Raw genomic sequence first — 25,629 nt, 5'->3', positions numbered from 1 at the left:
ATTAAGCATTAGTCATTAACCATTAAACATTAAAAACTATGGCTATGTGGGATACAAAAGATTTAGAACTGCTGCATGAGAAAGGAATAAGTGAACATCAGATCCGGGAGCAGCTATACGCCTTTGCCAAAGGTTTTCCTTACCTGGATATTGTCGCCTCTGCTTCGGTCGAGAAAGGGGTTATGGTTGTGCCCAAAGAAACACAAGCTTTCTATATGGAGGCCTGGGATGAATACCTGCAACAGAACAAGACGATCGTAAAGTTTGTTCCCGCTTCCGGGGCAGCCAGCCGGATGTTTAAGGATCTGTATGCTTTCCTCTCTTCGGAGGCAAACGAGCCCGACACGCCTTTCCTGAAGCATTTCTTCGACGAACTGAAACATTTCGCTTTCTATCATCTGTTGAATGCCAAATGCATGGAGAACGAAGGCAAGAGCATCGCTTCCCTGACGGCTGCCGGTGAATACAAAACGATTATCTCCAATCTATTGGAACCGAAAGGGCTGGACTACGGACAATTGCCCAAAGGGCTGTTGCTTTTCCATTCCTATCCGGGCAAGACCCGCACGGCGATGGAAGAACATCTGGTGGAAGGTGCCAAATATGCCAAGAACAACGCGGGCAAGGTGAATATCCATTTTACCGTCTCTGCCGAACACCAGGCGTTGTTCGAAGCGCTGGTGGCGGAGAAGAAAGAAATGTATGAAGAGAAGCTGTCCGTGAACTACGATATCTCTTTCAGTGTGCAGAAGCCAAGTACAGATACGATAGCCGCTGATGCGGAGAATAAACCGTTCCGCGACAAAGACGGGCTGCTGGTCTTCCGCCCCGGCGGGCATGGTGCGCTGATCGAGAACCTGAATGATATCCCGGCAGATATCCTGTTCATCAAAAACATCGACAATGTGGTGCCCGACAGCTTTAAGTTCTCTACCATTATCTATAAGAAGATCATTGCCGGTGTCTTGGTCACCCTGCAAAAGCGCATCTTCCATTATCTTCACCTGTTGGAGAGAGGCAAGTACTCGCATGCGCAGATTGAAGAGATGATCCACTTCCTGCACGATGAGCTCTGCATCCGCAATCCGGAGATCAAGTATCTGGAAGACGCCGAATTGGTGTTGTATCTCAAAGAGAAGCTTCACCGTCCACTGCGGGTATGCGGTATGGTACGTAATGCGGGAGAACCCGGGGGCGGCCCGTTCCTGACGGTCAATGCCGATAAGACCATCTCACCGCAGATCCTGGAGAGCTCGCAGATCGATATGTGTGACCCGATAAAGAAGTCTTTATTCGAGAAAGGCACCTACTTCAACCCGGTCGATCTGGTCTGCGCCGTGACCGACCATAAAGGCGAGAAGTACAACCTGCCCGACTACGTCGATCCCCATACCGGCTTTATCTCTTCCAAAAGTAAAGACGGCCGTGAATTGAAAGCCCTCGAACTGCCCGGCCTATGGAACGGTGCGATGAGCGACTGGAACACCGTCTTCGTCGAAGTCCCCATCGAAACCTTCAACCCGGTCAAGACAGTCAATGATTTACTGCGGGCGGAGCATCAGTAAAATTAATGCTCCTCACTGGTTTTGTAGCCTTGTTCCGGATGATTATGCGTAAAGGGGAAGCGCTTCTCCAGCTTCCCTCTTTTTACTAAGTCTGGTAGTATCTTGTTCCTTAGGTAATCTTCTGATCTGCCTAATGCTACAGCTAATTCTTCTCTTTTTACATAGTTGTCTTTGCATATTGCAAGAATAAGTCTGTTCAATTCCTCCCGTTTCATGTTCTTCCTCGAAGATAAGTCAGCTTTCTGATCAGAGGTTGCACCCTTTTGGTTGGAGGTTGCACCCTTTTGGTTGGAGGTTGCATCCTTTTGGTTGGAGGTTGCACCCTTTTGGTTTATCCGGTATGTAGTCCATCTCCCGTTATTGTCTGATTCAAGATAACCTTTCAAGCATAGATTTTTCAACAAAACAGTTATGTCTACTCTATGTATACCTAATATATATTGTAAGCGATGATTGGAGATGGAGTCCTCAATCAGGCAAAAAGATAATGTAGTCAGTTCATCCGCAGAAAGACTGCTGACGTCACCGAATATGATATTTAACTCTTCAAGGACGGATTCGGGGATAACGCTGAACATGGGCAACGTAAGTTTTACCCGATCCGGTTGTAGTTGAAGTTCTAAGTACGGTTGTCTCCAATGTGAGTCATTCCATCCGAACATAATCTTGTCGACTCCGCTGCCCGCTTTCTCTGCTCGACCTATCAATAAAAACATTCCCTGCAAGGTGGGATTTCTACATTCGCTAATGCCTCCAGCGTAATACTGTTCGATGGACACCAGCAAGGTACCGGGGTTGGAGAATACGAATGCTTCTGTGTTTAATTCAATAATGATATTTCCACTTAATGAGTAATCTGTGTGTACCAATGCATTTACAAAAGCTTCACGCAAAGCGGTATGGGTCGGTGTTTCATCTGTTCTCTCATCACCCTTCAGAGCAAAAGGTTTGGGAAGCGTAGAGGATAACTTGGGCCATATCTTAAGATAGAATTGTAGCAGATTGCATTCCCATGTTCCATCCGGATAGATACGATCTGTCCATCTGATTTGAGGATCAGTAGAGAGCAGTTCCCGGAAATCCGGGAAATAATTGGGTAAAGCCTCTTGTTCTTTTAGACTCTTTTCTTTTCCGAACATCAATAAACCACCTAAAGTGATCCCTTCTATACCTGTTTTTCTGTCTACCCGGTAAGCTCCTATTCTTGTTAGCAAATCCAAATCATTCAAGGCATGCCAGGGATGTCCTGGGCGTGAAGATATGAATAGTTGCCTAAACTGTTTGATTGTTGCCGGATCCAAATCGGAGAGCGTATAATGTTCAAGGATAAGACTATCTCTCTGCAGCTCTGCTGTCGAGTCGGCCAACATTCGTTTTACTTCTTCATCCGTACACCTGTAGTCGCCTTCATGGTTTCTTTTATAGGTATTGCCAAAGGGGTTTCGTGTCAGATATATAGGTCTTTCAGTTCTGCGAGCAAAAGGAATATGAAATGCCAATAGTCTTTTGTCTTCGATTTCAATTATTCTTACATCTTTATTTGTGAGCAGATTTCGGTTGACGGTATTCGGATTGTTGCAGTTGTCCCAGAAGTACTTTTGATATCTTTCTATTTGTTCATCGGTCAACCCTTCAAGGAGGATTGCATCTTTTTTCTCTTCAACGCCTAAAAGGATGATTCCGGTGTTGGTGTTGGCAAATGCTGAATAGGTTTTCCAGAACTCTTTGGGGAAACCTCCTTGGGCCGATTTGTATTCTACCTCGTTGTATTCGTTTGAAGGGAACTCCGTCTCGACAAGCGAAAGGATAGAGTCGTATTCTTCCCAGGAGAATAAATGCGATTGACCGTTTTTCATCTTATAGTCTTTAAATCTCTGATACAACCTGCTCTGTTCGTCAGGTGATGTTTACAAATGTAGCGATTTTATGTAAAAGTCTGAACGTTCCCTTTTGGAGTGGCAAGGATAAAGAAGAGCCCTTCACGGCATTACTTACTTATGTGTATAGTTTGTAAGACAATACAGTGAAGGGCTGAATGGATTGAAGCGGGATTTAGATCTTCGGCAGTTCCCACGGGGCGCGATACTGCTTGGTCAGGTAAGCGTCGGCTTCGGCGTCGTGGAAGCTTTTGCCGTCCCAGGAGAGTTTCTTGCCCGTGCGGTAGGCGATGTTGCCCAGTTGGGAGAACTTGGCGATATGAGAACCGATCTCGATGCTGGCATTTGACTTGCGGTTGCGCGTCTTGATGCATTCGAGGTGGTTCTTGACGTGCAGGTTCAAGCCGCCTTCGCCGTAAGATTTATTCAGGGCCACTGCTTCCATGCGTGCCTTGCCGTTTACCTTTTCGGGGATCACTTCCCATCCGCCGCGGTCGAGCACCAGCGTACCGTTCTCACCAACGAATCCCAAACCGTGGTTGCGGCCGTAAGCCCCGTCGTCGATACCGATGGCATGGTCCCAAAGCACGGTGAAATCATCGAACGTATAGATGGTTTGCAGTAAGTCGGGCGTCTCACAGGCATCGTCCGGATAGCCGAACTTACCGCCTGAAGCCATAATGGAGTTTGGCGCCGTGACATTCATTCCGTATAATGCATAGTCGAGCAGGTGTACGCCCCAGTCGGTCATCAGTCCTCCGGCGTAGTCCCAGAACCAGCGGAAGGTGAAGTGGAAACGGTTGCGGTTGAACGGCCGTTTGGGTGCCGGGCCTAACCACATATCATAATCTACGCCGGCAGGAACCGCTTCGTCGGGCTGAACGGGGATCGAGGGGCACCAGCCCTGGTAAGAGAATACACGTACGGTACGGATCTTGCCCAGTTGCCCGCTATGTACGAAGTTCATGGCATCCTGCCAGTGTGGGTCGCTGCGTTGCCATTGTCCGACCTGAACGACGCGGTTGTACTTCTCGGCGGCACGCACCATGATATTACATTCTTCGATGCTGTTACCCAGCGGTTTTTCGCAATAGACATCTTTCCCGGCCTGGCAAGCGGCGACCATCTGCAGGCAATGCCAATGGTCGGGAGTGCCTACGATCACCACATCGATGTCTTTGTTGTCGATCAGCTTGCGCCAGTCTTTGTACAGGTGTTTTACTTTCTTGCCGGTGATCTTTTCCGTATCGGCCGCCCGTTTGTTCAGTACTTCATCGTCGATATCCGCCAATGCGATACATTCGACTTCCGGGTTGCGCAGGAAGGCTTTCAGGTCGTCGAAGCCCATCCCCTTACAGCCGATCAGGCCGACACCGATTTTGTCGTTGGCGCCAATGCTTCCACCGGCTTTGATAAAGAACGGACTTACTGTCAGCCCTGCCCCAAGCAGAGCGCTTTGTTTGATAAAATCTCTTCGTGTTGTCATGGTAATAAAAATTAATTTATGATGGATTGTTGTTGTTCGGATGGTTTATTCATATCTATAGGAAATAAGCGATGCCGAGGGCGAAGTAGATGTTGTACATCTTATAGGCAACGCCTTCGAAATGCGCGGGAAAGAGCGGAACGAAGCCCCAGGAGAACTGTCCGGTGAGGGCCATCTTGCGGTTGAACTTCCAGTCGGCCGATAAGATAAGTCCGGCATCGTACTTGCGGACTTCGTCCGAGAAGTCGAAGGAGGCCTGTTCCACATTGATGCGATCGCCCGTCGGTCCTCCGTTGCGGATATACCCATCGGAGGCACTGCCTTCGAATAGCGGATCCTGTTGCAGGGCGATATAGCCGCCCAGGCGGAAAGTCCATTCCTCTACAGGACGCCAGGCAGCCATTACGGGAAGGACCAGGTAGCCGTTTCGGGTATTTGTCGTGTTCTTACCGGAGAAGGTGCCGGTGAATACGCCGGTCTGATCGCCTTCGCCCACCACCAGGCTGGTCGGCCAGTATAAGACATCCGCTTTGATCTTCATCTTCTTCAGGTCGATGCCTAATCCGGTGGTAATGCCCCATTCGGGTGTGAACCACCGGCTCACATGGAAAGCCATGGTGCCGCCGAAGCCGGGATTCCACGACCGGATCTTACGGATCTCCGCGGGCAGGGGCACAGGCATTGTCCCACCCAGGTTGTACGCTGCGTATACCTTGAATTCCCATTCTTTGTTGGTCTCCTGTTGCGCCTTGGCGGAAGGGCTGAATCCTCCGGAAAGGAAGATCGCCAAGAATAGAAGAACGGTGTATAATTGTCGTTTGCGCATAGTTGTTACTTTTCGGTGATCACTTCGAGTTCGTCCACCACCAGGACGCTGCCCGGCGCTCCTTCGTAGCGGTCGCCATAGAAGCTCGACGACAGGATGACCGCCAGTTTATAATGGTTGCGCTCAAAGTCGACCGGCTCGTTTGTATAGTAGGTAAAAGGAATATCGAAAGGCACGAAGTCGTCTCCCGGTGTGCCTGCCCGCATCTCGCTGGGCAATATGGCCACGGCAACGATATTGGGGTGGGAGAGGATGGTCGATCCATCGAGGAAAGGTGTTTTCTCGTCGGTCTTGAAGAATACGGAATAGACCGCGCAGGAGTCTTTGACACCCGGAAGCACCTTGCCGTTGGGATCGATATAATCACCCGTCCCGGCTTTGTATTTGTAATAACCGGTGAAGCGCAGCGGCCGCTCGTCGCAGCTCTGCCCGAACTCGGTGGCTGATAGCGGGTCTTTCATCACGTTCGCCAGGTTGAAGTTGCCGGTGAAAAGCGATCCGGCGGCAATGGGAATATTGACAATGCCCAGGATATTGCCCGGCCCTTTGGAGGTGATCATCTCCGCGGCGTATTGACCGGCGACGCTGACGTTGGTCTTGTGTACCGGATAAAGCGAAGGATCCGTATGTTGCTGATAGAGCGCGATGCCTTTGTTGCCGGAATCCCAGTAGAACACCCGTTCATTCTCCATATTGTATTCGATGGGCGTCTGGTAGTGATACTTATTGTCGAGCTTCTCCCAGTGTTCGAAGTCGAACTGATAGAAGGAATAGGCAATCGCCATCACGGTATATTCTTTCTGGTATGCACCGCTTTCGGAGGTCACGGTGTAGGTGACTGCTTTGCTCAGGTCGCAAGGCGTACCGATAGCGGGCGAGATCGTTGCCCCTTCGGTGATGGAGATGATCGGCACGACGGCTGTCAGGTCGGCATCTTTCCGCACGGTGATCGAGATATCGTTGCGGTTGATCACCGCCTCGGTCAGCGCGATCTCACCGGGTAAGGCAAACGCAAGGATATCCGCTTCCGGGTTTGCCGGTTCGCTCTGTATGCAGGAACTCATCCCGCCCCATACGGCCAATGCCAGTCCGATCATCCCGCTCCAATGTCGCATCTTTCCTTTCATTTTCATATTGTATAAAGTACAAATAAAGCGATTAAAGCTGAATAATCCGATTCTCTCAAGAGTATTTAACATACGCTAAAGGGAATAGCCCGTGCCGTAGGCTTGTGCCAGCCATAATCCGAAGAAACGGTCGTAGACCTGGTAGGTGTTTTCTTCTTTGGTGATCAGTTCTTTCTCGAGTAGCAGTTTGGCAGCCGATTGCACAGAGCTGGAAGAACTTAATCCGTGTTTCTTTATGAATTCCGAAGAGGTGATCTCGGTTGCTTTCCGCTCTTTGGCGATGGCGAAAAGCACTTCCTTCTGTCGTTCGGGCAATAGGGCGACCATGCTCTGGTAGACGATCCGGTAGGAATCGACAGTGGAATGCAACAACCGATCGGCTTCGGTCAGGGAGATCTCCTCGCCGCTGTCGAGCTGTTCGTATATACGGTTGAAGATCGATTGCATATACCAGGTATGCCCTTCGAGCAGGTTGTATATGCGTGTGATGCATTCCTCAGCTATTTTCTTTTTCGCTTTTCCGAAGTGCTTGTGTACGAATTTGCGGTACGACTCAATCCGGATCGGATCGAGGTTAAGAAAGGACGCGCTTTGATAAAAAGGCCTTGAGGCTGAGAAGAAGATGTGTTGCATCATATGGCGTTGGCTTCCGGAAAAGACGAATGTGGTATTCTTGCACTGCTGGATATGGGTGCGCAAGACTGCTTCGACATTTTTCTCCGGGTATCGCGTGATTTGTTGAAATTCATCAATGGCCACGATACAAGGTTTGTCGGCCGACTCGAGATACTCGAAGATCTCCTCCAGCGATTGCAAGGGTTGGCGGATCTCTCCGATGCCGATATCGAAGACCGGTTGTCCGGTCACAGGATCGAGTTTGAAGGCCGGGCGCAAGGAACTGATGACGGTAAAGAATTGTTCGACGAACTTCTTTCCCCGGGGCTTGAGCGTACTGAAGATATGCTTGCTCAGGATGTAGACCAGTTCTTTCAGGCTGCCGGTCGCATAGATGTCGACGAAGAACGTGTAGTATTCCCGTGTGATCTCTTTTTGATGGAAGCAGTGTTCGATCAGGCCGGTCTTACCCATGCGTCGGGGAGATACGACTACCGTATTGCGCCGGTTGAGCAATGCGCCGATGAGTTCTTTGCTCTCGGCTTCCCGGTCGCAGAAGTATTCCGCGGAGATATATCCGCTGGTGATGAAGGGGTTCTTGATCTGGATTGCCATGTGCCGTTATTGCTTTTGTAATTATTGCAAATGTAATAATTAATATTTAGATAATGGCGCTTGGCGGAAAGAATACGCTCTTCAGAGCTTCGATAAGATCAGGCCGAGCCAGACGGCGGCGATACCCAGTAGGACGCTGCCGACGATGTTGGCGGTCAGGTGGGTGTAGTTGCCGGATTCGAACAGGGCCCAGTTCTCCAGCGAGAAGGTCGAAAAGGTGGTGTAGCCGCCGCAGAAGCCGGTGATCAACAGGAGCTTCATCTGTGCGTCGAGCCAATGGTGGCGGGCGGAGAGGCCGACCAGAAGCCCGATCAACAGGCAGCCGGTGATATTCACTAGGAAGGTGGCCAAGGGGAAGTCGGTCGCCAGGCGCCGGACTGCCCACAGGGAAACGAGGTAGCGGAACATGCTTCCGATGCCTCCGCCCAGGCCGACTAACAGGAGTTGTTTCAGCATATCGATCAGAAGCGTTTGGTGTACCCATGGCAGTAGGGCAGGGTGCCCTTGCGGGTATAATAGTCTTGATGGTAATCTTCGGCAGGCCAGAAGGTGGTGGCCGCAGTTACGCGGGTGGCTACATTCAATCCTTTGGCTTTCAACAAGTCGATCAGTTTCTCTGCGATCACTTTCTGCTCCGTTGACGTATAGAATACTTCCGAACGGTATTGTTCACCGATATCGGGTCCCTGATGATCAACGTGCGTCGGGTCGTGAATCTCGAAGAAATGACGGGCCAGGGTTTCGTAATCCGTTTGAACCGGATCGAACAGGATGCGTACCGCTTCGGCATGGCCGGTGGTATGGGCTTTCACCTCTTCGTACGAAGGGTGTTCTTTCGTCCCTCCGATATATCCGGATTCGACATGGAGTACGCCCGGCAATTGTTTCATATAATATTCCACACCCCAGAAACAACCTCCGGCAAACAGGGCCGTATCCGTTTGCATCGCTTTGTTGGGGTTTTCTGATTTATTCTGCTGTGTCATTGTCTGTGTTTGAATGAATATACAAAGGAAAGAAAAAAACGCTACTGCCCGGTCAGATAATATAGATAGTTTTGTTGGGCTTTCTTGTACAAGTTTTGTTTCTGCTTGCTTGTTTTCTCGAAGAAGTTAAGTTCGACTTCCGGCTTTTTCTTGTTCATCACCTTCCGCCAGGAGCCGATAATCTCGCCATCAAGCATGATCGTTGGGCTGAACAAGCCGTTTTTGGTCATCACCTTGCCGTAATGTTGTTCGTCGATCATCTCCGAGCGGTCTTTGTAGCTGACCACCATCTCGTCGAACTGGGGCAACAACAGGGCGGAGGTCTCCCCGGCGGCAGGTATCACCCAATCGTTCTTCATATAGAACGTGCGGCCGTTGGCGGTTTCCGTCACGAAATCATCCTGGATCAGCGCCAAGGCTTTCTTCGCATCCGAAGCCAAGAGGCCGGACCACCAGATGAAGTCGGCCAGCGTCGCCGGTGCATGGCTGGTGAAGAACTTTCGCGCCAATTTCTCGAGCGATTCTTCTTTACTAAGCACCTGTGTTTTAGCGGCCCTTTCCTGCAACAGGCAGAAGGTTTGTTTGTTGCCCCTCACCCGTCCGTTGCAGACCAAGCCTTCCAGTTCGGCAAAGTCGAGGATCCGCTTCACGGCGTAATCGTCGACCGCTTTGCCCTCCTGATTCAGTTGGGCCACCAGCTCCAGGCGCGTCAGATGATTATCATCCCGCAGCATCCGTTCGACAAACGTCCAGTGTGTCTCGAAAATCCGATCATCCACCCCCATCATCCGGGCATACGAGGCATAGACCGGACGCAACCGGGGCCGCGAGAGCTCTGCCATCCAATACACATCTTCGGCGGCAACAAAATGCCAGGTCGGCCGAAGGATATGCGTACGTATGATCTCCGCGTTGTCGATCGCCTCGATCACCCGCCGGTCGGTGACGATGCCGGGCAGGCGCGCGCCGATCGCCCAGCGCGCCATATCGAATGTCTGCGCCTGCATCGCTCCCATATACGCGACAATCTCATGGGGCGCTTTCATATTGTTTCCCGCCAGCAGTTGATTGTGGAGACGCAGCCTAAGTATTTCCGAACTTACCATCTTTTTTTTCGTAAATGTAGTGCTTTTTTTGGTAAGAGGTACCTCTAAAATAATTATGAGGTACCTCAAAAACAATTATGAGGTACCTCAAAACTGATTTTGACGTACCTCTAACTAATTTTGTCCGGCAAGCTTTCTATATTTCCCGGTTGGATGGTCGAAAAAGCGGGGTCAGGAGTCGGAGATATGGGCGTATAATTCTTCCATCGTTTGGTGGAAGACGGGATGTATGGCGGCGGGGGCGATCTCGGCCAGGGGCTCCATCACGAATTGACGTTTGTGCATCAGGGGGTGGGGAAGGGTCAGGCGGTCGCTCCGCATGATCAGGTCGTCGTACATCAGGATATCGATATCGATGATGCGGTCGTTATAGGTCGTATCTGTTTTTTGCACGCGTCCCATCTCGATCTCGATCAGGCGGGTGGCGTCGAGCAGCTCCAGCGGTGTCAGGCGGGTGATCTGGATCAGTGCCGCGTTGCGGAAGCTGTTTGCCGACTGAAAGCCCCAGGGTGGGGTTTTGTAGATAGACGAAAGGGCGAGAATATCTCCCACCCTTTCGGCTAATAAAGCGGCAGCCCGGACGAGGTTGCCGCGTTTATCTCCTATATTGGATCCCAGTCCAATGTAAACCGTTGCCATCTTAGATGATTAACATAGCGTCGCCATAAGCGCCAAAGCGATATTCCTCTTTCACCGCTTCTTTGTAGGCGTGCATGATCAGGTCGTATCCGCCGAATGAAGCCGTCATCATCAACAGGGTGGAGAGCGGCAGGTGGAAGTTGGTGATCATCGTATTGGCCACGCTGAAGTCGTAGGGCGGGAAGATGAATTTGTTGGTCCAGCCTTCAAACTCTTTCAGGTGTCCATCCGTGCTGACAGCCGTTTCGATGGCGCGCATCACGGAAGTCCCTACGGCACATACGCGGTGACTGCCGTCGATGCCTTCGTTGACGGTTTTCACCACTTCGGCACTGATATTCAGTTGCTCGGAATCCATCTTGTGTTTCGTCAGGTCTTCCACATCGATATCGCGGAAGTTGCCCAAGCCGGAGTGAACGGTCAGGAAAGCGAATTTGCAATCTTTGATTTCCAGGCGCTTCATCAATTCGCGGCTGAAGTGCAGGCCGGCAGCCGGGGCAACAACAGCGCCCTCTTCGGTGGCAAAGATATTCTGGTAGCGTTCTTCGTCTTCTTCTTCGACGGGACGCTCGATATATTTCGGCAGTGGCGTTTCACCCAATGCGTATAAAGACTTCTTGAATTCGTCGTGATTGCCGTCGTAGAGGAAACGCAAGGTGCGTCCGCGGGAAGTGGTGTTATCGATCACTTCGGCCACCATCGAGTCGTCTTCCCCGAAATAAAGTTTGTTGCCGATACGGATCTTACGCGCCGGATCGACCAATACATCCCACAGACGCAGGTCGGGATTCAGTTCGCGCAACAGGAATACCTCGATACGCGCCCCGGTCTTTTCTTTGTTGCCGTAGAGACGGGCGGGAAATACTTTGGTGTTGTTGAAGATAAACACATCTCCGGCGTTGAAATACTCCAGGACATCCTTAAACTTGCGATGGGTGATCTCGCCTGTCTTCCGGTCGATGACCATCATCCGCGATTCATCCCTGTTTTTCGTCGGATGCAAGGCGATGAGTTCCGACGGCAGATCAAATTTGAATTTAGAAAGCTTCATGTTGTGCTAATTATTAATTGTTAATTATTAATTGAAGGCGCGGGAACGTTAGCCTCCAGAAACGCATCGATATCATCGGTCGACATACATTGATCTAACGTGATATCCCCGATCCGGGTGCGCTCCAATCCGATCAGGTGTGCACCCGATTGCAACGCCAGACCGATATCGCGGGCCAAAGCGCGGATATAGGTGCCTTTGCTGCATACCACCCGTATCGTTATCACCGGAAGATCACACGTCAACAATTCGATCTCATCGATCACCAGGATCTTCGGCTTCAGTTCCACTTCCCGACCTTTGCGCGCCAGCTTATAGGCTCTTTTGCCGTCCACCTTACAGGCCGAAAAAGCGGGTGGCACCTGTTCGATCGTGCCGGTAAAGGTCTGAATAACCCTTCTGACTTCCTCCTCCGTGATATGATCGGTGGGGTAGGTGGCGTCAACTTCCCGTTCCAGGTCGAAAGAGGGGGTAGTCGCGCCCAGCTTCAGGGTGGCTACATACTCTTTGGTCTGGTATTGAAACTCATCAATACGCTTCGTCGCTTTGCCCGTACACAAGATCATCACACCGGTAGCCAGCGGATCCAACGTCCCGGCATGTCCGACTTTGATCTTTTTTATATCCAGTTTCCGCGATAGTTTATAGCGGAATTTATTTACCAAATCAAACGAGGTCCATCCGTAGGGTTTGTTTAAAAAGAGAACCTCTCCTGTTATGAAATCCATTAACTTCTTTAATTAATTAACGCATAGGTTATTGTAATCAAACCTACCGCCAGGCAGTAATAGGCGAAATAGATCATTTTTCCTTTTTTCACCAGATTGATCATCCACTTGCAGGCCACCGATCCGGAAATGAATGCCGCCAGGAAACCAACGGTCAAAGCCGTATAGGATATCCCGGATGCAGCCGGAGAGAATCCCCCTTTGATCAGGTCCAGAAATCCTTCGCCCAGAATCGGTATGATCACCATCAAAAAAGAGAATTTGGCTACCTGCTCTTTCTTGTTGCCCAACAATAAGCCGGTGGCGATGGTCGAACCCGAGCGCGATAAGCCGGGCAGGACGGCACACGCTTGCGCCAGGCCGATGATAAAAGCATCCTTAAACGATAGATTCTCTTTCTGCCGGGGCTTGGCATAATAGGAAAAAGCCAATAAGGCCGCCGTCAAGAGCAACATACAGCCGACCAACAACAAGCCGCTGCCGAAAAGCTGTTCGACCTGATCTTTGAAGAACAAGCCGACAATGCCCACCGGGATCATCGACAAGAGGATCTTGCAAACCGTCTGCGTCTCTTCGTTCCATTTGAAACTGAAAAAGCCTTTGAACAGGCCGGCCACCTCATGCCACAGAACAACGATCGTGCTGAATACGGTTGCCGTATGCACGACAATGGCAAACGTCAGGTTTTCTTCGCCACTCATGCCGAACAACACACTGCCGATGGTCAGGTGTCCGCTGCTGCTGACCGGAAGGAATTCCGTTAGTCCTTGCAGTATCCCCAGAAACAGGGCTTCCAACCAACTCATTCCGCTTTATCTTTACTTTTTTTCAGGATGCCGACAACCATCAAGGCGAAACCGATAAACGTAACTATCGGAGCCACCACGATCCGGCGCGCACTGAATATCTCCGGATTAAAGGAAACACCGTCTTCCGAGCCGCCTCCGCTCATCAATACAAATCCGATAATGATCACGGCTACCGCAATCCCTATCCATATGAAATTCTCTTTCCCGAAAGCAAAATCTTTTCTCATATCTCTTCTATCTTCTATCTTCTAACTTCTATCTTCTCAAACATAATACATCTCATCCCCCCGCATCCGCAAATAGCGGTTCACCGCCAGGACGGTGGCCGAAACCGAAAGGGCGATGCCCAAGACCAATACCCCGGCATAGACCAACAACAGGGTCTGCATATCCAGGATCCGGATAAATCCTTCCAGTTCGGTCTGCAGATAATATAACGCGCCGGTCAACAATAAAATTGCCAATACGGCCGCCATAATTCCACTGACCACATTATACCCGATGAACGGACGCCGGATAAAGCCGGGAGTCGCGCCCACGAGTTTCATCGTGTGGATCAAAAAGCGTTTGGAGTAGATCAGTAAACGGATCGTATTACTGATCAATACAAAAGAAATCACCATAAGCACCACCGCCAGGATCAACAGGATCAAGCCGACACGCGTGATATTCGTGTGCACCATCTCCATCATGTCTTTGCGATACAACAGATCGGAGACCGAGGTGTACGACATGATCTCCCGCTCGATCCGTTTGAGGCTGTCCGGATTGGCGTATTCGGAATGGAGCTTCACCTCGATCGAGGCTTGCAACGGATTGAAGCCCAGAAACGTCTCCGGGTTCTCGCCCAGTTCTTCTTCCAATTCTTTGGCTGCCTGCTCTTTGGAAATGTATTCGGTGGATTTGATATAAGCTTGGGCGTCCAGCTTTTTTTGCATCTGTTTGATGTCCGCTTCTTTCTGATTCTCTTTCAACACAATGGAAAAGGCAATGTTCTCTTTGACGTATTCCGATAATTTATTGCCCAACAGCCCCATCAGAAGTATCAATCCCAGCAGAAACAGCACCAGGGCTATACTGATAATAGAAGTAAGTCGGGAATTGAAGAACGAAACAGAGCTAACCTTTCTATTTTCTGCCATCAAACGCTTGCTAAATTAGAGTTAAATAAAGGGACAGGCACGCAAAAGTGCACACCTCTCCCAATTTCCCTGCAAAGGAACAAATAATTCGGGAAATGCTCTATTCATTTAGCGTTCTTTAACCTTGTGAACGAAATGGACCGTTCGCCCCTCTCGGAATCCGAACCGGAGGGAACTATATCTGTTTCTTGTAATAGGTTGATTTGCTGTTTCTTATGATTTCTCTGAATCGGGGGTGAAAAACTACCGGTAGTTTGTGCACAAACTACCGGTAGTTTGTCGGCAAACTACCGGTAGTTCGTTCGCAAACTTCCGGTAGTTTTTGAAGGGGATGTTAATGTCTTATTTTTAAGCCATTACAATTCTCTCTCTCCTGTCAGTCGACCGGTTGGCCGAAGAGCGTAGCCGAAGAGGCGTGCGTGATGCGCACCGGGATGGTTTGCCCGACCTTATAGTCGCGTTTGTCGAAGATCACCACTTTGTTTTGTCCCGTGCGGCCGAACAGTTGCTCGCGGGAGCGTTTGGAGAATCCTTCGATCAAGACGTCGAACGTTTTGCCGATATCCCGCTGGTTGCTGGCGTCGGAGAGTTGGTTTTGCAGGTCGATCATCTGCTGCAGGCGATGAATTTTCTCTTCTTCCGGCACATCGTCGGGCAGGTGCTGGGCGGCGTAGGTGCCCGGGCGTTCGGAATACTTAAACATAAAGGCGCTTTCATAGCCTACTTCACGCATCAGCGAGAGGGTATCCTGGAAATCCGTTTCGGTCTCGGAGTGGAAGCCGCAGAAAAGGTCGGTCGAGATGGCGCAGTCGGGCAGTATCCTCCGGATAGCTGCGATCCGGTCGAGATACCATTCGCGGGTGTACTTGCGGTTCATCGTTTTCAGGATCCGGTTGCTGCCCGATTGGGCGGGCAGGTGGATGTGGCGGCAGATGTTCGGATACTTGGCTATTATATATAATGTATCGTCGCTCATGTCTTTGGGGTGTGAGGTGGTGAAACGCACGCGCATCCCGGGCGCTTCCTGCGCGACCTTTTCCAACAGGCGGGGGAAGTCGATCCGCTCTTCGCCCTGTTCGAACAGGTAGGAGTTGACGTTTTGCCCCAGGAGGGTGACTTCTTTGAATCCTTTGTCGCGCATATCGCGCACTTCGTTGAGGATGCTTTCGATGTCGCGGCTGCGTTCGCGTCCCCGGGTGTAGGGGACGATGCAATAGGTACAGAAATTATTACACCCGCGCATGATCGAGATGAATCCGGAGATATGTACGCCACCGATCTTCAAAGGGATCACGTCTTTGTAGGTCTCCTGGGTGGACAATTCTACGTTGATGGCTTTCTCGCCTTGCTCGACAGCGCCGACGAGATTCGGCAGGTCCAGGTATGAATCGGGCCCGACCACCAGGTCTACACCGTGTTCCCGGATCAGGTTTTCTTTCACCCTTTCCGCCATGCAACCCAGTACGCCGATGATCAACGCACGTTTTTTCTTGCGCAACGATTGGAAATACTGCAAACGGCCGTATACTTTTTGCTCGGCATTGTCGCGTACGGAGCAGGTATTGACGAATATGGCATCTGCCTCTTCGATTTTTTCTGTTGTTTGGTAGTCGTGCATCTGCATGATGGAAGCTACCACTTCTGTGTCGGCTACATTCATCTGGCAGCCATAAGTCTCAATGTATAAGAACTTTTCTTTTGAGCCGGATACTGATTTTAAGTCAGTCCCATCGCTTTGTCTTTTCATTACTCAATTATTAATAAATTATAAACTTGACCGATTTTCGGCATTTTTTTTGCAAAAAGCTTGCAAGTATCAAAACTGCGTGTTATATTTGCATACGAAAAACGTAAATTTTTTCATAGTTAAGGTTTTGGTTAAATCGAATAAGGGTGGCTGTGAAGTTACCCTTATTTACTTTTATACCCCTCGTTTGTTTCATTTCCCGATTATTATACCTATTTTTGGACTACATTTTTGAACTGCAAAAGTAATCAAACTTATGGAGAACTTAGGCGATTGGATTTATATTCTTGTATTGGGCGTTATCGGACTGAGCAGTTTGCTCACCTCCGGTAAGAAGAAGAAAGTAGAGGAAGAAGCGAAGAAACAAGCGCCCCCACCTCCTGAGGTCGTCACGCCGCAGACGGCATCCGACCGTGATTTCTGGGACGATTTCACCGACTGGGTCGAGAAAACGACCGTCGTGGAAGCGAAGCCGAAGGTTCAGAAAACGGTATCTAAACCCAAACCCACCCCCAAGCCCCAGGCTACTCCTTTCCTGACGGGCGAAAGCGAGATTGAACGGAAGATCCGCCAGCAAACGCCGATGGGTGGTTTGTCGGAAGAAGAAACTGCCGCCGCGCCTTTGGTGACGGCCGCCGATTTCAACGAACCCGAATCGTTAAGAAAAGCTGTTATCTATGCTGAAATACTGAATCGTAAGTACTAATCTAATTTCTTTTTAATACCTTTGCGCCAAAATTTTAAAAGAGAATAAACTATCTATAAACAAAATCGATATCATGGCTTTAAAATTTATGACAGCTGAAGAAGCTGCCCAATTGATTCATCATGATCAAAATGTCGGATTTGGCGGATTTACTCCGGCCGGATGTCCGAAAGTGGTGTCAACCGCTCTGGCTAAAAGAGCAGAAGAAGAGCATGCGAAGGGTAATCCTTTCCAGATCGGAATGTTTACCGGCGCCTCTTCCGGTGATTCGCTCGACGGCGCCCTGGCACGTGCCAAAGCGATCAAATTCCGTACGCCTTACCAATCAAACAAAGACTTGCGTGCTCTTTTGAATGCGCGGGAAACACAGTATTTCGACCTGCATCTTTCCGAACTGGCGCAGAACCTGCGTTATGGCTTCCTGGGTAAAGTCGATGTGGCTATCGTGGAAGCATCCGATGTGACGGAAGACGGAGAGATCGTACCGACCTGCGGGGTGGGTATCGCGCCGACGATCTGCCGCCTGGCTGATCTGGTGATTGTGGAGTTGAACAAGAAGCATCCGAAAGAAATTCGCGGTATGCATGATATCTATGAGCCGGCGGATCCTCCTTACCGTCGGGAAATTCCGGTATACACTCCTTCCGATAAGATCGGTAACCCGTATATCAAAGTCGATCCGGCGAAGATTGTGGTGGTTGAAACAGACAAACCGAACGAAGGCAGTCCGTTTGCTCCGATCGACGATGTGACGATGGCTATCGGTCGCAACGTGGCTAACTTCCTTGTTGCCGAAATGAAAGCCGGCCGTTTGCCGGAAGGATTCGTGCCGCTGCAAAGTGGGGTAGGAAATGTGGCCAATGCCGTATTGGCTTGCATGGGTGAAAACAAAGACATCCCGGCATTCAATGTCTATACGGAAGTGATTCAGGATGCGGTGATCACCTTGATGAAACAAGGTCGGGTGAAATTCGCCAGCGGATGTTCACTGACCGTCAGCAATGAGGTGATCGATGAGATCTACAATAACCTGGACTTCTTTAAAGATAAGATCCTGCTTCGTCCGCAGGAGATCTCCAACAATCCGGAGGTAGCCCGCCGTCTGGGACTGGTGACGATCAACACGGCGTTGGAAGCCGATATCTTCGGAAATATCAACTCTACCCATGTTTCGGGAACCCGTATGATGAACGGTATCGGTGGTTCGGGCGACTTCACCCGCGCCGGTATGCTTTCGATCTTTACAACGCCTTCGACGGCGAAAGACGGAAAGATCAGTGCGTTTGTGCCGATGGTGTCTCACCTGGATCATAACGAACACTCGGTGAAGATCATTATTACGGAATACGGTGTGGCCGACCTGCGCGGTAAATCACCGCTCCAACGGGCGAATACCATTATCGATAATTGCGTACATCCGGACTATCAACCGCTGTTGCGCGAATATCTGAATATGGGTATCAAAGGCCATACGCCGCAGAACCTGAAATGCTGCTTCGCTTTCCACGAAGAGCTGGCCAAGAGCGGCGATATGCACAATGTGGATTGGAGTACATATAATGTATAATGTATAAGAAACAGAGCTGTTCCCCGAAATAAAAAAGGCCGGCTGGATGCATTTCCAGCCGGCCTTTTCTTTGATCGCTTAGGGATTATCGTTTCTTTTTCAGCGGATGGCTACCTTCTGCACCGTCTCGCCGATGCGTATGATATAATAGCCTTTGGCTATATCTACGACGTATTCTTCCGAAGGATGTTTGATCTTGATCTCTTTAACCTTGATGCCGACGATGCTGTAGATCTCGAGGGTATTGCCGATCGGGGCGTTCTTGACGGTGATCCGGTTTTCGAAGGCGGAGATCTCGATTTTGGGTTCTTCTTTTTTCTGTTCGGTAGCGGGCGGGGTGGCGGTCTTCTCCGATTTTTGCTCCTGAGCTAAAACCGGATTACTGACCCAGGCCAGCAACATCACCCCTATGATTAGTAAACACTTCATCTATCCGTCCCAATTTGTTACAAATTTAGGAAGATTTCCCTAATACAGAAATATTTTGTGATTATTTCACGGATAGTTAGCTTGTTATACCTCAATCACCATGCCTTCGTTTGCCAGGAATGTCGTGGGAAAAATCTCCTGTGCTTCATTCAATAGGGGGGAGAGATTGTTGTAGCGGGCAGAGAAGTGCCCGATCATCAAGCATTTCACCTCAGCCTGGCGGGCGATTTCGGCGGCTTGCCGGGCGGTCGAGTGGTTGGTCTCCCGGGAGCGCGCGCTGTCTTCCTCGCAGAATGTGGCTTCGTGGTATAAGAGGTCTATTTCTTTGATCAGGGGAACGATCTCGGGCGCAAAGGCGGTGTCCGAGCAGTAGGCGTACGTCTTGGCGGGTTCGGCCGGACGGGTCAACCGCTTGTTGGGCACCACCGTGCCGTCGGGTGTCGTGAAGTCTGCTCCGGCTTTGATGTTTTTCATCTGGCTTACCGGCACGCGATAGAAATCGGTCATCTCCCGGATGATATGCGCTTCTTTTTGTTTCTCGGCAAACAGGTAACCGCAGCAGGGGATCCGGTGTTTCAACGGAATGGAATAGACGCGGAGCGATTTGTCTTCCAGAACCAAGGCGTGTTTGAACGGATTGATCTCCTGGAAACAGACTTTATAAGGCAGGTTTGCCGCGAACTGATCCAATATGGGCTGCAGGTAGTCTTTCACTTCCTTGGGCCCATGAATGGTCAGGCTGCCTGTCCGGCCAAGCATACCCAGGGTGGAGATCAATCCCGGCAGGCCAAAGCAATGGTCGCCGTGCAGGTGGGAGATAAAGATATGATTCAGGCGACTGAAGCGAAGACTCATCCGGCGCATCTGCAATTGGGCGCCCTCTCCGCAATCGATCATATAGAGTTTGTCGCGTAGTTCGACGATTTGAGACGAAGGTAAATGGCGGGTTGTCGGTAAGGCGGAGCCGCATCCCAGTATATGGATTTTAAAATCAGACATTATTTGGAGTAAAAAAAATTATAAGCAAAGATACGGACAAAAAGTGTCTCTCTTTTGGTAGAATAAAAAAAAACTTCATAAAAAGCAGTGTAAATCACAAAGAATGTCTATATTTGTCTTCTCTAACACGTAGAGTGAGTGTACGATGCGTTTAACAAAGGATAAACGCAGTGTAAAGATATAGAACCTTAACTAACTTTTTCTTTTTGTTTAAAACGGTTAAATGTGGAAACGGCCAGGCGGGAGCTTCGCCGTTTCTTTTTCTAAAGATGCCCGCGCGAGTCAATGAATAATTGTCGCGCGGGTTATCTGTTTCCGGGCTGACCCCCCAAAATAGCCTCCAAACATAGTTTTTCGTTTTTTTACTTACATCATACAGGATTTTCTTTCATATCTGTATATCAATCCTATCGGCGTACTACGGATCACTCCGAACCGAAGGTCGCTTCGGGGTGATCCGTTTGTTCCGGCTGTATGATGCAAGTAAAAAAATGAAAAACTATGTGCGGAATGATCGGTTTACCACTATTTCCCGTTTGCATTTGTTAACATCTGCCATTCGATTACAAAAGCGGCCTCCTTCACTGAAAAGGCCGGCAGGGTTTTCCAAAAGGCCGTCGGAGTTTTGCAAAAGGCCGGCAGGGTTTTGCAAAAGGCCGGCAGGGTTTTCCAAAAGGCCGGCGGCCTTTTATGAAAAAGCTCCCTTCTTTTTTTTGGGAAAAGAGGGAGCTTTATTTATATAAGATGAAAGCCCTTGAACGGTAAGGGGTTGTGATTAATAGGTGTGATCGCTTTCTTCCATCTCTTTGGTGTTGATCTTTCTAAGATCCAGCGAACGCCAGGCGTAGAAGATATAGGCCAGGACGAAGGGGATCAATAAAGAGACATAACTCATTACCTTCAGGGTGAAGAAGCTGGATGAGCTGTTTTCGATGGTCAGCGAGCTTTGAAGATCGACGGCCGAAGGGTAATAAGCCGTATGATTCCAGCCGGCGCAGAGCAGAAGAGCCAAAACCGTCAGTACGGTTCCGGTTCCCGCGAACCAGATTCCTTTTTTCCATGCCGAAGAAAGGATGGACTGGATAATGCCAAACAGTACACCGACCACACCGATCAGGAGAACGACTAAAACGGCCGGCATCTCGATCAGGTTGTTCAGGTATTTATAGGGTTGCATAAAGACTTCGCCTGTATCCGGATGCACGGCAAATCCATCGGCCAGTATCAGGTGAATCAGGAACGCAAGGAAGAACACGAGGAAAAGTCCGGTCTCCGGGATCAGCCGTTTGCGGCAGCGCGGGATCAGGTCGTTGTCTTCGATGTTATTGATAAAGTACAATAATGCCAATACTCGGGCAAGGAAAAACAAGGCTAAGCCGAGTACGACATTCCAGATGACTAAAACCGCTTCGAGCCCGTGCCAGGGGTTTGCCCAGGTGGAGATGACCGGCATGGCGATGTCGGTGATCTGTTCTTTGTTGACGACAAATTCTGCTCCATGGAAGAAGGTGCCGACGGCTGTGCCTAAGAGGATCGGGCCCAGTACGCCGTTGATCCAGAGGAAGGCGCGGTAGGTCTTTTTGCCTAAGAGGTTCCCTTTCTTTGCTTGATATTCATACGATACGGCTTGAATCACGAAGCACAATAAGATCAAGATCCAAACCCAGTAGGCGCCGCCGAAGCTCGTCGAGTAGAAAAGGGGGAAAGAGGCAAAGAAAGCGCCGCCGAAGGTTACCAATGTCGTAAAAGTGAATTCCCATTTGCGCCCGGTGGAGTTGAGCATCATCTTTTGTTGTATCTCTGTCTTGCCCATCGTGAACAATAAGGATTGTCCGCCTTGCACGAAAAGCAGGAAGACCAATAAGGCTCCCAATAAGGAGATCAGAAACCACCAGTAATGTTGTAATATATTGTATGTATCCATGTTTTCTAATTGTTAATTGTTATTATAAATTGTAAGCCAAAGCGCGCCATTGTCAACGCCTTACAATTTACAATCTATAATTTATAATTTTATTCATTAACCTCCGGCCCTTTCTTGATCGCCTTGAGCATGATGCCGATCTCGGCAATCAAAAGCACGGTGAAGAGGATCAGGAAGATGAAGAAGGTGGTTTGTACGGCGCTTGTTTCCAGTTTGGAGATCGAGGCACCGACCGGCAGGATATCCTGGATCGCCCAGGGTTGTCGTCCGACTTCGGCAACAACCCATCCGGCTTGTCCGGCTATATATCCCAGCGGGATGCTCCACAAACAGACATACTGGAACCAGCGCCAGTTCTTCATCTGTCCTTTGCGTTCGAACCAGATCGCCAGGATAAAGAGCAGGATGAAATACCCACCCAGGATCACCATGATGCGGAACGAATAGAAGGTCAGGGCGACGTTCGGGATCAGTTCCGATACCTCACGGATATATCCGTAACCGAAATACTCGAAGTTTTCATCCAACGCTGCCCGGTGCAGGGCGGCGGCTTCGTTGTCTTTGCTTTTGACGGCTATTTTGTAGTCCGACAAGGCCTTGATCGCTTTTTTGCCCCGTTCGATTTTTTCTTGTGCGGATAGGGCGACTATGCCCTCCGTGGTCGTATATCCTCCTTCTATCAGGTTACGGATCCCGGGCACATAGGCATTCAGATCCCTTTCGGCCAGGAAGGAGAGGAGCTTGGGGATTTGAATATTAAAGATAAAAGGATCTGTGTCGTCATTGTATTTCGTCTTCTCCGGGTTAAGCAGGGCGATGCCGACCAGTCCGACTCCGTTCCCTCCTTCGTAAAGACCTTCCATCGCGGCCAATTTCATGGGTTGCTTCTGGGCAACCTCGTATGCTGAGCCGTCGCCGGTCCAGGCTATCAATACCGAAGCAACCAAACCGAAGATCGCCCCGATCTTGATGCTGGCCAAGGAGAATGCTACGTTACGCTTTTTGAGCAGGTACCAACTGCTGACGCCGACAACGAATACGCCTCCCAGGACCCAGCCGGATAAGACCGAGTGAAAGAATTTGTTGATCGCAACCGGCGAGAGTGCTACCGCCCAGAAGTCGACCATCTCGTTGCGTACGGTGTCCGGGTTGAATCCCATGCCCACCGGATATTGCATCCAGGCGTTGGCCACCAGAATCCAGTAGGCCGACAGCGTGGCGCCGACGATGGTCAGCCAGGTCGAGGCCAGGTGGAATCCTTTACTTACTTTATTCCATCCGAAGAACATCACCGCGATAAAGGTCGCCTCCATAAAGAAGGCCAGTATCCCTTCGATGGCAAGCGGCGCGCCGAAAATATCGCCGACAAACCAGCTGTAGTTCGACCAGTTGGTCCCGAATTCAAACTCCAGGATCAGGCCGGTCGCTACGCCGATCGCAAAATTAATCCCGAACAGCTTCATCCAGAACTGTGCCGTTCTTTTCCAAAATTCATTCCCTGTTTTGTAGTAGATTGTTTCCATAATCGCCTGGACAACGCCAAGCCCTAATGTAAGCGGAACAAACAACCAATGATACATTGCCGTTAGCGCAAATTGCGCTCTCGACCAATCGATTAACGAAGTGTCAATAGTCTCAATCATATATAAGTGTTTTTAAGGTGTGATTGCGCGTTCAATAAGTTCGTTGGATACATAGTCTTGTTTCTCGTTTGAGGAGTCAAAGCGTCCTAAGAATCTGGGAAAGAAGAAGATCTTGAGAATTACAAACATGATAAACAGTTTGACCAGGATGATAAGCCATAGGGTTTTGCCCCATGTCATGCGCTTGAAACCTTCCAGGTAGAATTTGTATATTTGTATCGCTACGGGTTCTTTTTTCATAATCTATTTCTTTCTGCGTTTGCGATCCGCAAACGCCCCCTCTTTAGATGAAACAAACGTGACGTAATTTTAGTTCTGGCATTTTGGGGGATAGGCTAAAAAAAAATCTGTATTCGTCCGGGGAAATTCGCCGGGAAGGGAGCTTACGTGTTAAAAATGTTTATTTTAGAAGAGAAAGCCCGGTGTGTGATTTGTGATTCACACAGCAATCCCTATATTTGCGTCAGTTTGCCCAAGGAATGGGCGTTTTTAGACCAGATTTATATTATTAAGTGCTAATCTATAAAAGTATTATTACTATGTCTAACATTTCAAGAAGATCATTTCTTCAAAGAGGGACTGCTGCTGCAGCAGCTTTTACCATTGCTCCCAGTACTATTTTAGGAAAAAGTCATGGCTACACAGCTCCGACTGACAAATTGAATATCGCCGGTATTGGTATCGGAGGTATGGGTAACGCTAACCTGCGTCACATGGCAACAGAAAATATTGTTGCTCTTTGCGATGTGGATTGGAAGTACTCCAAGAAAGTATTCGACAATTACGCCCAGGCTAAGAAGTATTGGGATTATCGTAAGATGTACGATGAAATGGGCAAATCTATCGATGCGGTTATGGTAGCAACAGCAGACCATACACATGCTATTATCACTGCTGATGCGATCGCTATGGGCAAACATGCTTATACGCAGAAACCGTTGACTCACTCGGTATACGAATCTCGTTTGCTTACTAAACTGGCCGCGAAACATAAGGTGGCTACTCAAATGGGTAACCAGGGTTCTTCTGCTGAAGGTGTTGACCAGGTGTGCGAATGGATCTGGAATGGTGAAATCGGTGAAGTAACTAAAGTGGAAGCGTTTACCGACCGTCCGATCTGGCCGCAAGGTCTGATGACTCCGGAAAAAGCGGATAAAATTCCTTCTACATTGAACTGGGATCTGTTTACCGGTCCGGCTGAGTTGAAACCGTTCAATAATATCTATCACCCGTGGAACTGGCGTGGCTGGTGGGCGTATGGTACAGGCGCGTTAGGCGATATGGCTTGTCATATCCTGCATCCGGTATTCAAAGGCTTGCAGCTGGGTTATCCGACGAAAGTACAAGGTTCTTCTACGCTGTTGTTGAGAGACTGCGCTCCGCAGGCACAACACGTGAAACTGGTATTCCCCGCTCGCGACAATATGCCGAAGGTAGCTATGCCGGAAGTGGAAGTACATTGGTACGACGGTGGTTTGAAACCCGATATGCCGGAAGGATGGCCAGCCGGAAAGAACATGAACGACGATGGTGGTTGCGTAATCTTCCACGGAACGAAAGATACATTGATCTGCGGTTGCTACGGTGTACGTCCCTGGTTGCTTTCCGGACGCAAACCGAATGCGCCGAAGGTATGCCGTCGCGTTGAAAATGCTATGGGTGGCGGTCACGAACAAGACTGGATCCGCGCTTGTAAAGAAAGCCCGGCAAACCGCGTGATGACGAAATCTGACTTCTCCGAAGCCGGTCCGTTCAACGAAATGGTGGTTATGGGTGTACTGGCTGTTCGTCTGCAGAACCTGAACAAAGAATTGCAATGGGATGGTCAGAACATGAAGTTCACCAATATCGGCAGCAACGAAGAGATCAAGATCGTTATCCGCGATGGTTTCACCATTAAAGATGGTCACCCGTCATTCAACAAAGATTATACCGACCCGATCAACGCCGCAGCATTTGCTGAAGAATTGATCAAGCACAACTACCGTGCCGGTTGGAATCTGGTTGACATGCCTCGATAATCCCTATTTGTATTAATTAAA

23 protein-coding genes and 1 pseudogene are annotated in these 25,629 nt (G+C 49.5%); 4 read left to right on the top strand and 20 right to left on the bottom strand.

All coding sequences use genetic code 11. From position 1 onward, the window contains the following. Positions 1-44 precede the first annotated feature (44 nt). The gene (locus M2133_RS02780) at positions 45-1,565 is read left to right on the top strand and encodes a DUF4301 family protein (RefSeq protein WP_277464444.1); all 1,521 of its coding nucleotides are present in this window, start codon (positions 45-47) and stop codon (positions 1,563-1,565) included. 2 nt (positions 1,566-1,567) lie between these two features. Here M2133_RS02780 and M2133_RS02775 read toward each other — a convergent pair whose 3' ends face one another. The 15 genes and pseudogenes from M2133_RS02775 to miaB form a co-directional block, all read right to left on the bottom strand. Further along, the gene (locus tag M2133_RS02775; protein WP_277464443.1) at positions 1,568-3,421 is read right to left on the bottom strand and encodes an RNA-binding domain-containing protein; all 1,854 of its coding nucleotides are present in this window, start codon (positions 3,419-3,421) and stop codon (positions 1,568-1,570) included. Positions 3,422-3,617: 196 nt separating this feature from the next. Further along, on the bottom strand, positions 3,618-4,928 hold the full coding sequence (locus M2133_RS02770) for a Gfo/Idh/MocA family oxidoreductase (protein WP_277464442.1): 1,311 nt from the start codon (positions 4,926-4,928) through the stop codon (positions 3,618-3,620). Between the two features lie 55 nt (positions 4,929-4,983). After that, complete coding sequence (locus M2133_RS02765) at positions 4,984-5,754, bottom strand: porin family protein (RefSeq protein ID WP_277464441.1); 771 nt, start codon at positions 5,752-5,754, stop codon at positions 4,984-4,986. Between the two features lie 5 nt (positions 5,755-5,759). Further along, entirely contained in the window at positions 5,760-6,887 is a 1,128-nt protein-coding gene (locus M2133_RS02760) for a PCMD domain-containing protein (protein WP_277464440.1), read from the bottom strand. Between the two features lie 69 nt (positions 6,888-6,956). Continuing rightward, a complete protein-coding gene (locus M2133_RS02755) occupies positions 6,957-8,111 on the bottom strand; it encodes an ATP-binding protein (RefSeq protein ID WP_277464439.1) in 1,155 nt (384 codons plus the stop codon). 81 nt (positions 8,112-8,192) lie between these two features. Continuing rightward, entirely contained in the window at positions 8,193-8,567 is a 375-nt protein-coding gene (gene crcB, locus M2133_RS02750; RefSeq protein WP_277464438.1) for a fluoride efflux transporter CrcB, read from the bottom strand. Between the two features lie 5 nt (positions 8,568-8,572). Next, positions 8,573-9,052 (bottom strand): annotated as a pseudogene (gene msrA / locus M2133_RS02745) (peptide-methionine (S)-S-oxide reductase MsrA); the annotation flags it as partial. Between the two features lie 86 nt (positions 9,053-9,138). Then, positions 9,139-10,203, bottom strand: coding sequence for a winged helix DNA-binding domain-containing protein (locus M2133_RS02740; protein WP_277464437.1), 1,065 nt, complete (start codon positions 10,201-10,203; stop codon positions 9,139-9,141). Between the two features lie 171 nt (positions 10,204-10,374). Beyond that, positions 10,375-10,842 carry a 2-amino-4-hydroxy-6-hydroxymethyldihydropteridine diphosphokinase gene (gene folK, locus M2133_RS02735; RefSeq protein WP_277464436.1) on the bottom strand — a complete coding sequence of 156 codons (468 nt, stop codon included), beginning with the start codon at positions 10,840-10,842 and terminating at the stop codon, positions 10,375-10,377. 1 nt (position 10,843) lies between these two features. Continuing rightward, complete coding sequence (gene queA, locus M2133_RS02730) at positions 10,844-11,893, bottom strand: tRNA preQ1(34) S-adenosylmethionine ribosyltransferase-isomerase QueA (protein ID WP_277464435.1); 1,050 nt, start codon at positions 11,891-11,893, stop codon at positions 10,844-10,846. Between the two features lie 20 nt (positions 11,894-11,913). Next, positions 11,914-12,621: a tRNA pseudouridine(55) synthase TruB gene (gene truB, locus M2133_RS02725; RefSeq protein ID WP_277464434.1), complete on the bottom strand. Its 708-nt coding sequence runs from the start codon at positions 12,619-12,621 to the stop codon at positions 11,914-11,916. An 8-nt stretch (positions 12,622-12,629) separates the two neighbouring features. Next, entirely contained in the window at positions 12,630-13,427 is a 798-nt protein-coding gene (locus M2133_RS02720) for an undecaprenyl-diphosphate phosphatase (protein ID WP_277464433.1), read from the bottom strand. Then, complete coding sequence (locus M2133_RS02715; RefSeq protein WP_277464432.1) at positions 13,424-13,657, bottom strand: DUF3098 domain-containing protein; 234 nt, start codon at positions 13,655-13,657, stop codon at positions 13,424-13,426. Before M2133_RS02715 ends, M2133_RS02720 begins: the two co-directional genes overlap by 4 nt. Before the next feature lie 36 nt (positions 13,658-13,693). Next, positions 13,694-14,572 carry a permease-like cell division protein FtsX gene (locus M2133_RS02710; RefSeq protein WP_277464431.1) on the bottom strand — a complete coding sequence of 293 codons (879 nt, stop codon included), beginning with the start codon at positions 14,570-14,572 and terminating at the stop codon, positions 13,694-13,696. A gap of 376 nt (positions 14,573-14,948) precedes the next feature. Then, positions 14,949-16,319, bottom strand: coding sequence for a tRNA (N6-isopentenyl adenosine(37)-C2)-methylthiotransferase MiaB (gene miaB / locus M2133_RS02705; protein WP_277464430.1), 1,371 nt, complete (start codon positions 16,317-16,319; stop codon positions 14,949-14,951). 256 nt (positions 16,320-16,575) lie between these two features. Here miaB and M2133_RS02700 point away from each other — a divergent pair, with 256 nt between their 5' ends. Next, entirely contained in the window at positions 16,576-17,025 is a 450-nt protein-coding gene (locus tag M2133_RS02700) for a hypothetical protein (protein WP_277464429.1), read from the top strand. A 73-nt stretch (positions 17,026-17,098) separates the two neighbouring features. Continuing rightward, positions 17,099-18,592 (top strand): acetyl-CoA hydrolase/transferase family protein, encoded by a 1,494-nt coding sequence (locus M2133_RS02695; RefSeq protein WP_277464428.1) that lies wholly within the window; start codon positions 17,099-17,101, stop codon positions 18,590-18,592. A 99-nt stretch (positions 18,593-18,691) separates the two neighbouring features. Here the strand turns inward: M2133_RS02695 and M2133_RS02690 are convergent, their stop codons facing one another. From M2133_RS02690 to M2133_RS02670, 5 genes are all read right to left on the bottom strand, one after another. Next, complete coding sequence (locus M2133_RS02690; RefSeq protein WP_277464427.1) at positions 18,692-19,021, bottom strand: T9SS type A sorting domain-containing protein; 330 nt, start codon at positions 19,019-19,021, stop codon at positions 18,692-18,694. Positions 19,022-19,105: 84 nt separating this feature from the next. Next, entirely contained in the window at positions 19,106-20,020 is a 915-nt protein-coding gene (locus M2133_RS02685) for a ribonuclease Z (protein WP_277464426.1), read from the bottom strand. Positions 20,021-20,795: 775 nt separating this feature from the next. Beyond that, positions 20,796-21,944 carry a cytochrome d ubiquinol oxidase subunit II gene (locus M2133_RS02680; RefSeq protein ID WP_277464425.1) on the bottom strand — a complete coding sequence of 383 codons (1,149 nt, stop codon included), beginning with the start codon at positions 21,942-21,944 and terminating at the stop codon, positions 20,796-20,798. A gap of 89 nt (positions 21,945-22,033) precedes the next feature. Then, the gene (locus M2133_RS02675; RefSeq protein WP_277464424.1) at positions 22,034-23,587 is read right to left on the bottom strand and encodes a cytochrome ubiquinol oxidase subunit I; all 1,554 of its coding nucleotides are present in this window, start codon (positions 23,585-23,587) and stop codon (positions 22,034-22,036) included. A gap of 12 nt (positions 23,588-23,599) precedes the next feature. Beyond that, a complete protein-coding gene (locus M2133_RS02670; RefSeq protein ID WP_277464423.1) occupies positions 23,600-23,827 on the bottom strand; it encodes a DUF4492 domain-containing protein in 228 nt (75 codons plus the stop codon). A gap of 299 nt (positions 23,828-24,126) precedes the next feature. On the opposite strand from M2133_RS02670, the gene M2133_RS02665 reads away from it, so the two are divergent. Further along, positions 24,127-25,608 (top strand): Gfo/Idh/MocA family oxidoreductase, encoded by a 1,482-nt coding sequence (locus tag M2133_RS02665; protein WP_277464422.1) that lies wholly within the window; start codon positions 24,127-24,129, stop codon positions 25,606-25,608. Positions 25,609-25,629: the final 21 nt, after the last annotated feature.

The organism is Parabacteroides sp. PF5-6 (assembly GCF_029504695.1).
In the GTDB taxonomy this organism is placed as follows: domain Bacteria; phylum Bacteroidota; class Bacteroidia; order Bacteroidales; family Tannerellaceae; genus QVMG01.
The sequence above is the reverse complement of the archived record's forward strand: the minus strand, read 5'-3'. Positions and strand labels throughout refer to the sequence as shown.

Coding starts and splice junctions, on each gene's coding strand:
- truB (WP_277464434.1), bottom strand. CDS start 12,621: ATGGATTTCATAACAGGAGAGGTTCTCTTTTTAAACAAACCCTACGGA.
- M2133_RS02720 (WP_277464433.1), bottom strand. CDS start 13,427: ATGAGTTGGTTGGAAGCCCTGTTTCTGGGGATACTGCAAGGACTAACG.
- M2133_RS02780 (WP_277464444.1), top strand. CDS start 45: ATGTGGGATACAAAAGATTTAGAACTGCTGCATGAGAAAGGAATAAGT.
- M2133_RS02775 (WP_277464443.1), bottom strand. CDS start 3,421: ATGAAAAACGGTCAATCGCATTTATTCTCCTGGGAAGAATACGACTCT.
- crcB (WP_277464438.1), bottom strand. CDS start 8,567: ATGCTGAAACAACTCCTGTTAGTCGGCCTGGGCGGAGGCATCGGAAGC.
- M2133_RS02740 (WP_277464437.1), bottom strand. CDS start 10,203: ATGGTAAGTTCGGAAATACTTAGGCTGCGTCTCCACAATCAACTGCTG.
- M2133_RS02680 (WP_277464425.1), bottom strand. CDS start 21,944: ATGGATACATACAATATATTACAACATTACTGGTGGTTTCTGATCTCC.
- M2133_RS02665 (WP_277464422.1), top strand. CDS start 24,127: ATGTCTAACATTTCAAGAAGATCATTTCTTCAAAGAGGGACTGCTGCT.
- M2133_RS02765 (WP_277464441.1), bottom strand. CDS start 5,754: ATGCGCAAACGACAATTATACACCGTTCTTCTATTCTTGGCGATCTTC.
- M2133_RS02700 (WP_277464429.1), top strand. CDS start 16,576: ATGGAGAACTTAGGCGATTGGATTTATATTCTTGTATTGGGCGTTATC.
- miaB (WP_277464430.1), bottom strand. CDS start 16,319: ATGAAAAGACAAAGCGATGGGACTGACTTAAAATCAGTATCCGGCTCA.
- M2133_RS02675 (WP_277464424.1), bottom strand. CDS start 23,587: ATGATTGAGACTATTGACACTTCGTTAATCGATTGGTCGAGAGCGCAA.
- folK (WP_277464436.1), bottom strand. CDS start 10,842: ATGGCAACGGTTTACATTGGACTGGGATCCAATATAGGAGATAAACGC.
- M2133_RS02760 (WP_277464440.1), bottom strand. CDS start 6,887: ATGAAAATGAAAGGAAAGATGCGACATTGGAGCGGGATGATCGGACTG.
- M2133_RS02695 (WP_277464428.1), top strand. CDS start 17,099: ATGGCTTTAAAATTTATGACAGCTGAAGAAGCTGCCCAATTGATTCAT.
- M2133_RS02770 (WP_277464442.1), bottom strand. CDS start 4,928: ATGACAACACGAAGAGATTTTATCAAACAAAGCGCTCTGCTTGGGGCA.
- M2133_RS02690 (WP_277464427.1), bottom strand. CDS start 19,021: ATGAAGTGTTTACTAATCATAGGGGTGATGTTGCTGGCCTGGGTCAGT.
- M2133_RS02670 (WP_277464423.1), bottom strand. CDS start 23,827: ATGAAAAAAGAACCCGTAGCGATACAAATATACAAATTCTACCTGGAA.
- M2133_RS02710 (WP_277464431.1), bottom strand. CDS start 14,572: ATGGCAGAAAATAGAAAGGTTAGCTCTGTTTCGTTCTTCAATTCCCGA.
- M2133_RS02685 (WP_277464426.1), bottom strand. CDS start 20,020: ATGTCTGATTTTAAAATCCATATACTGGGATGCGGCTCCGCCTTACCG.
- M2133_RS02755 (WP_277464439.1), bottom strand. CDS start 8,111: ATGGCAATCCAGATCAAGAACCCCTTCATCACCAGCGGATATATCTCC.
- queA (WP_277464435.1), bottom strand. CDS start 11,893: ATGAAGCTTTCTAAATTCAAATTTGATCTGCCGTCGGAACTCATCGCC.
- M2133_RS02715 (WP_277464432.1), bottom strand. CDS start 13,657: ATGAGAAAAGATTTTGCTTTCGGGAAAGAGAATTTCATATGGATAGGG.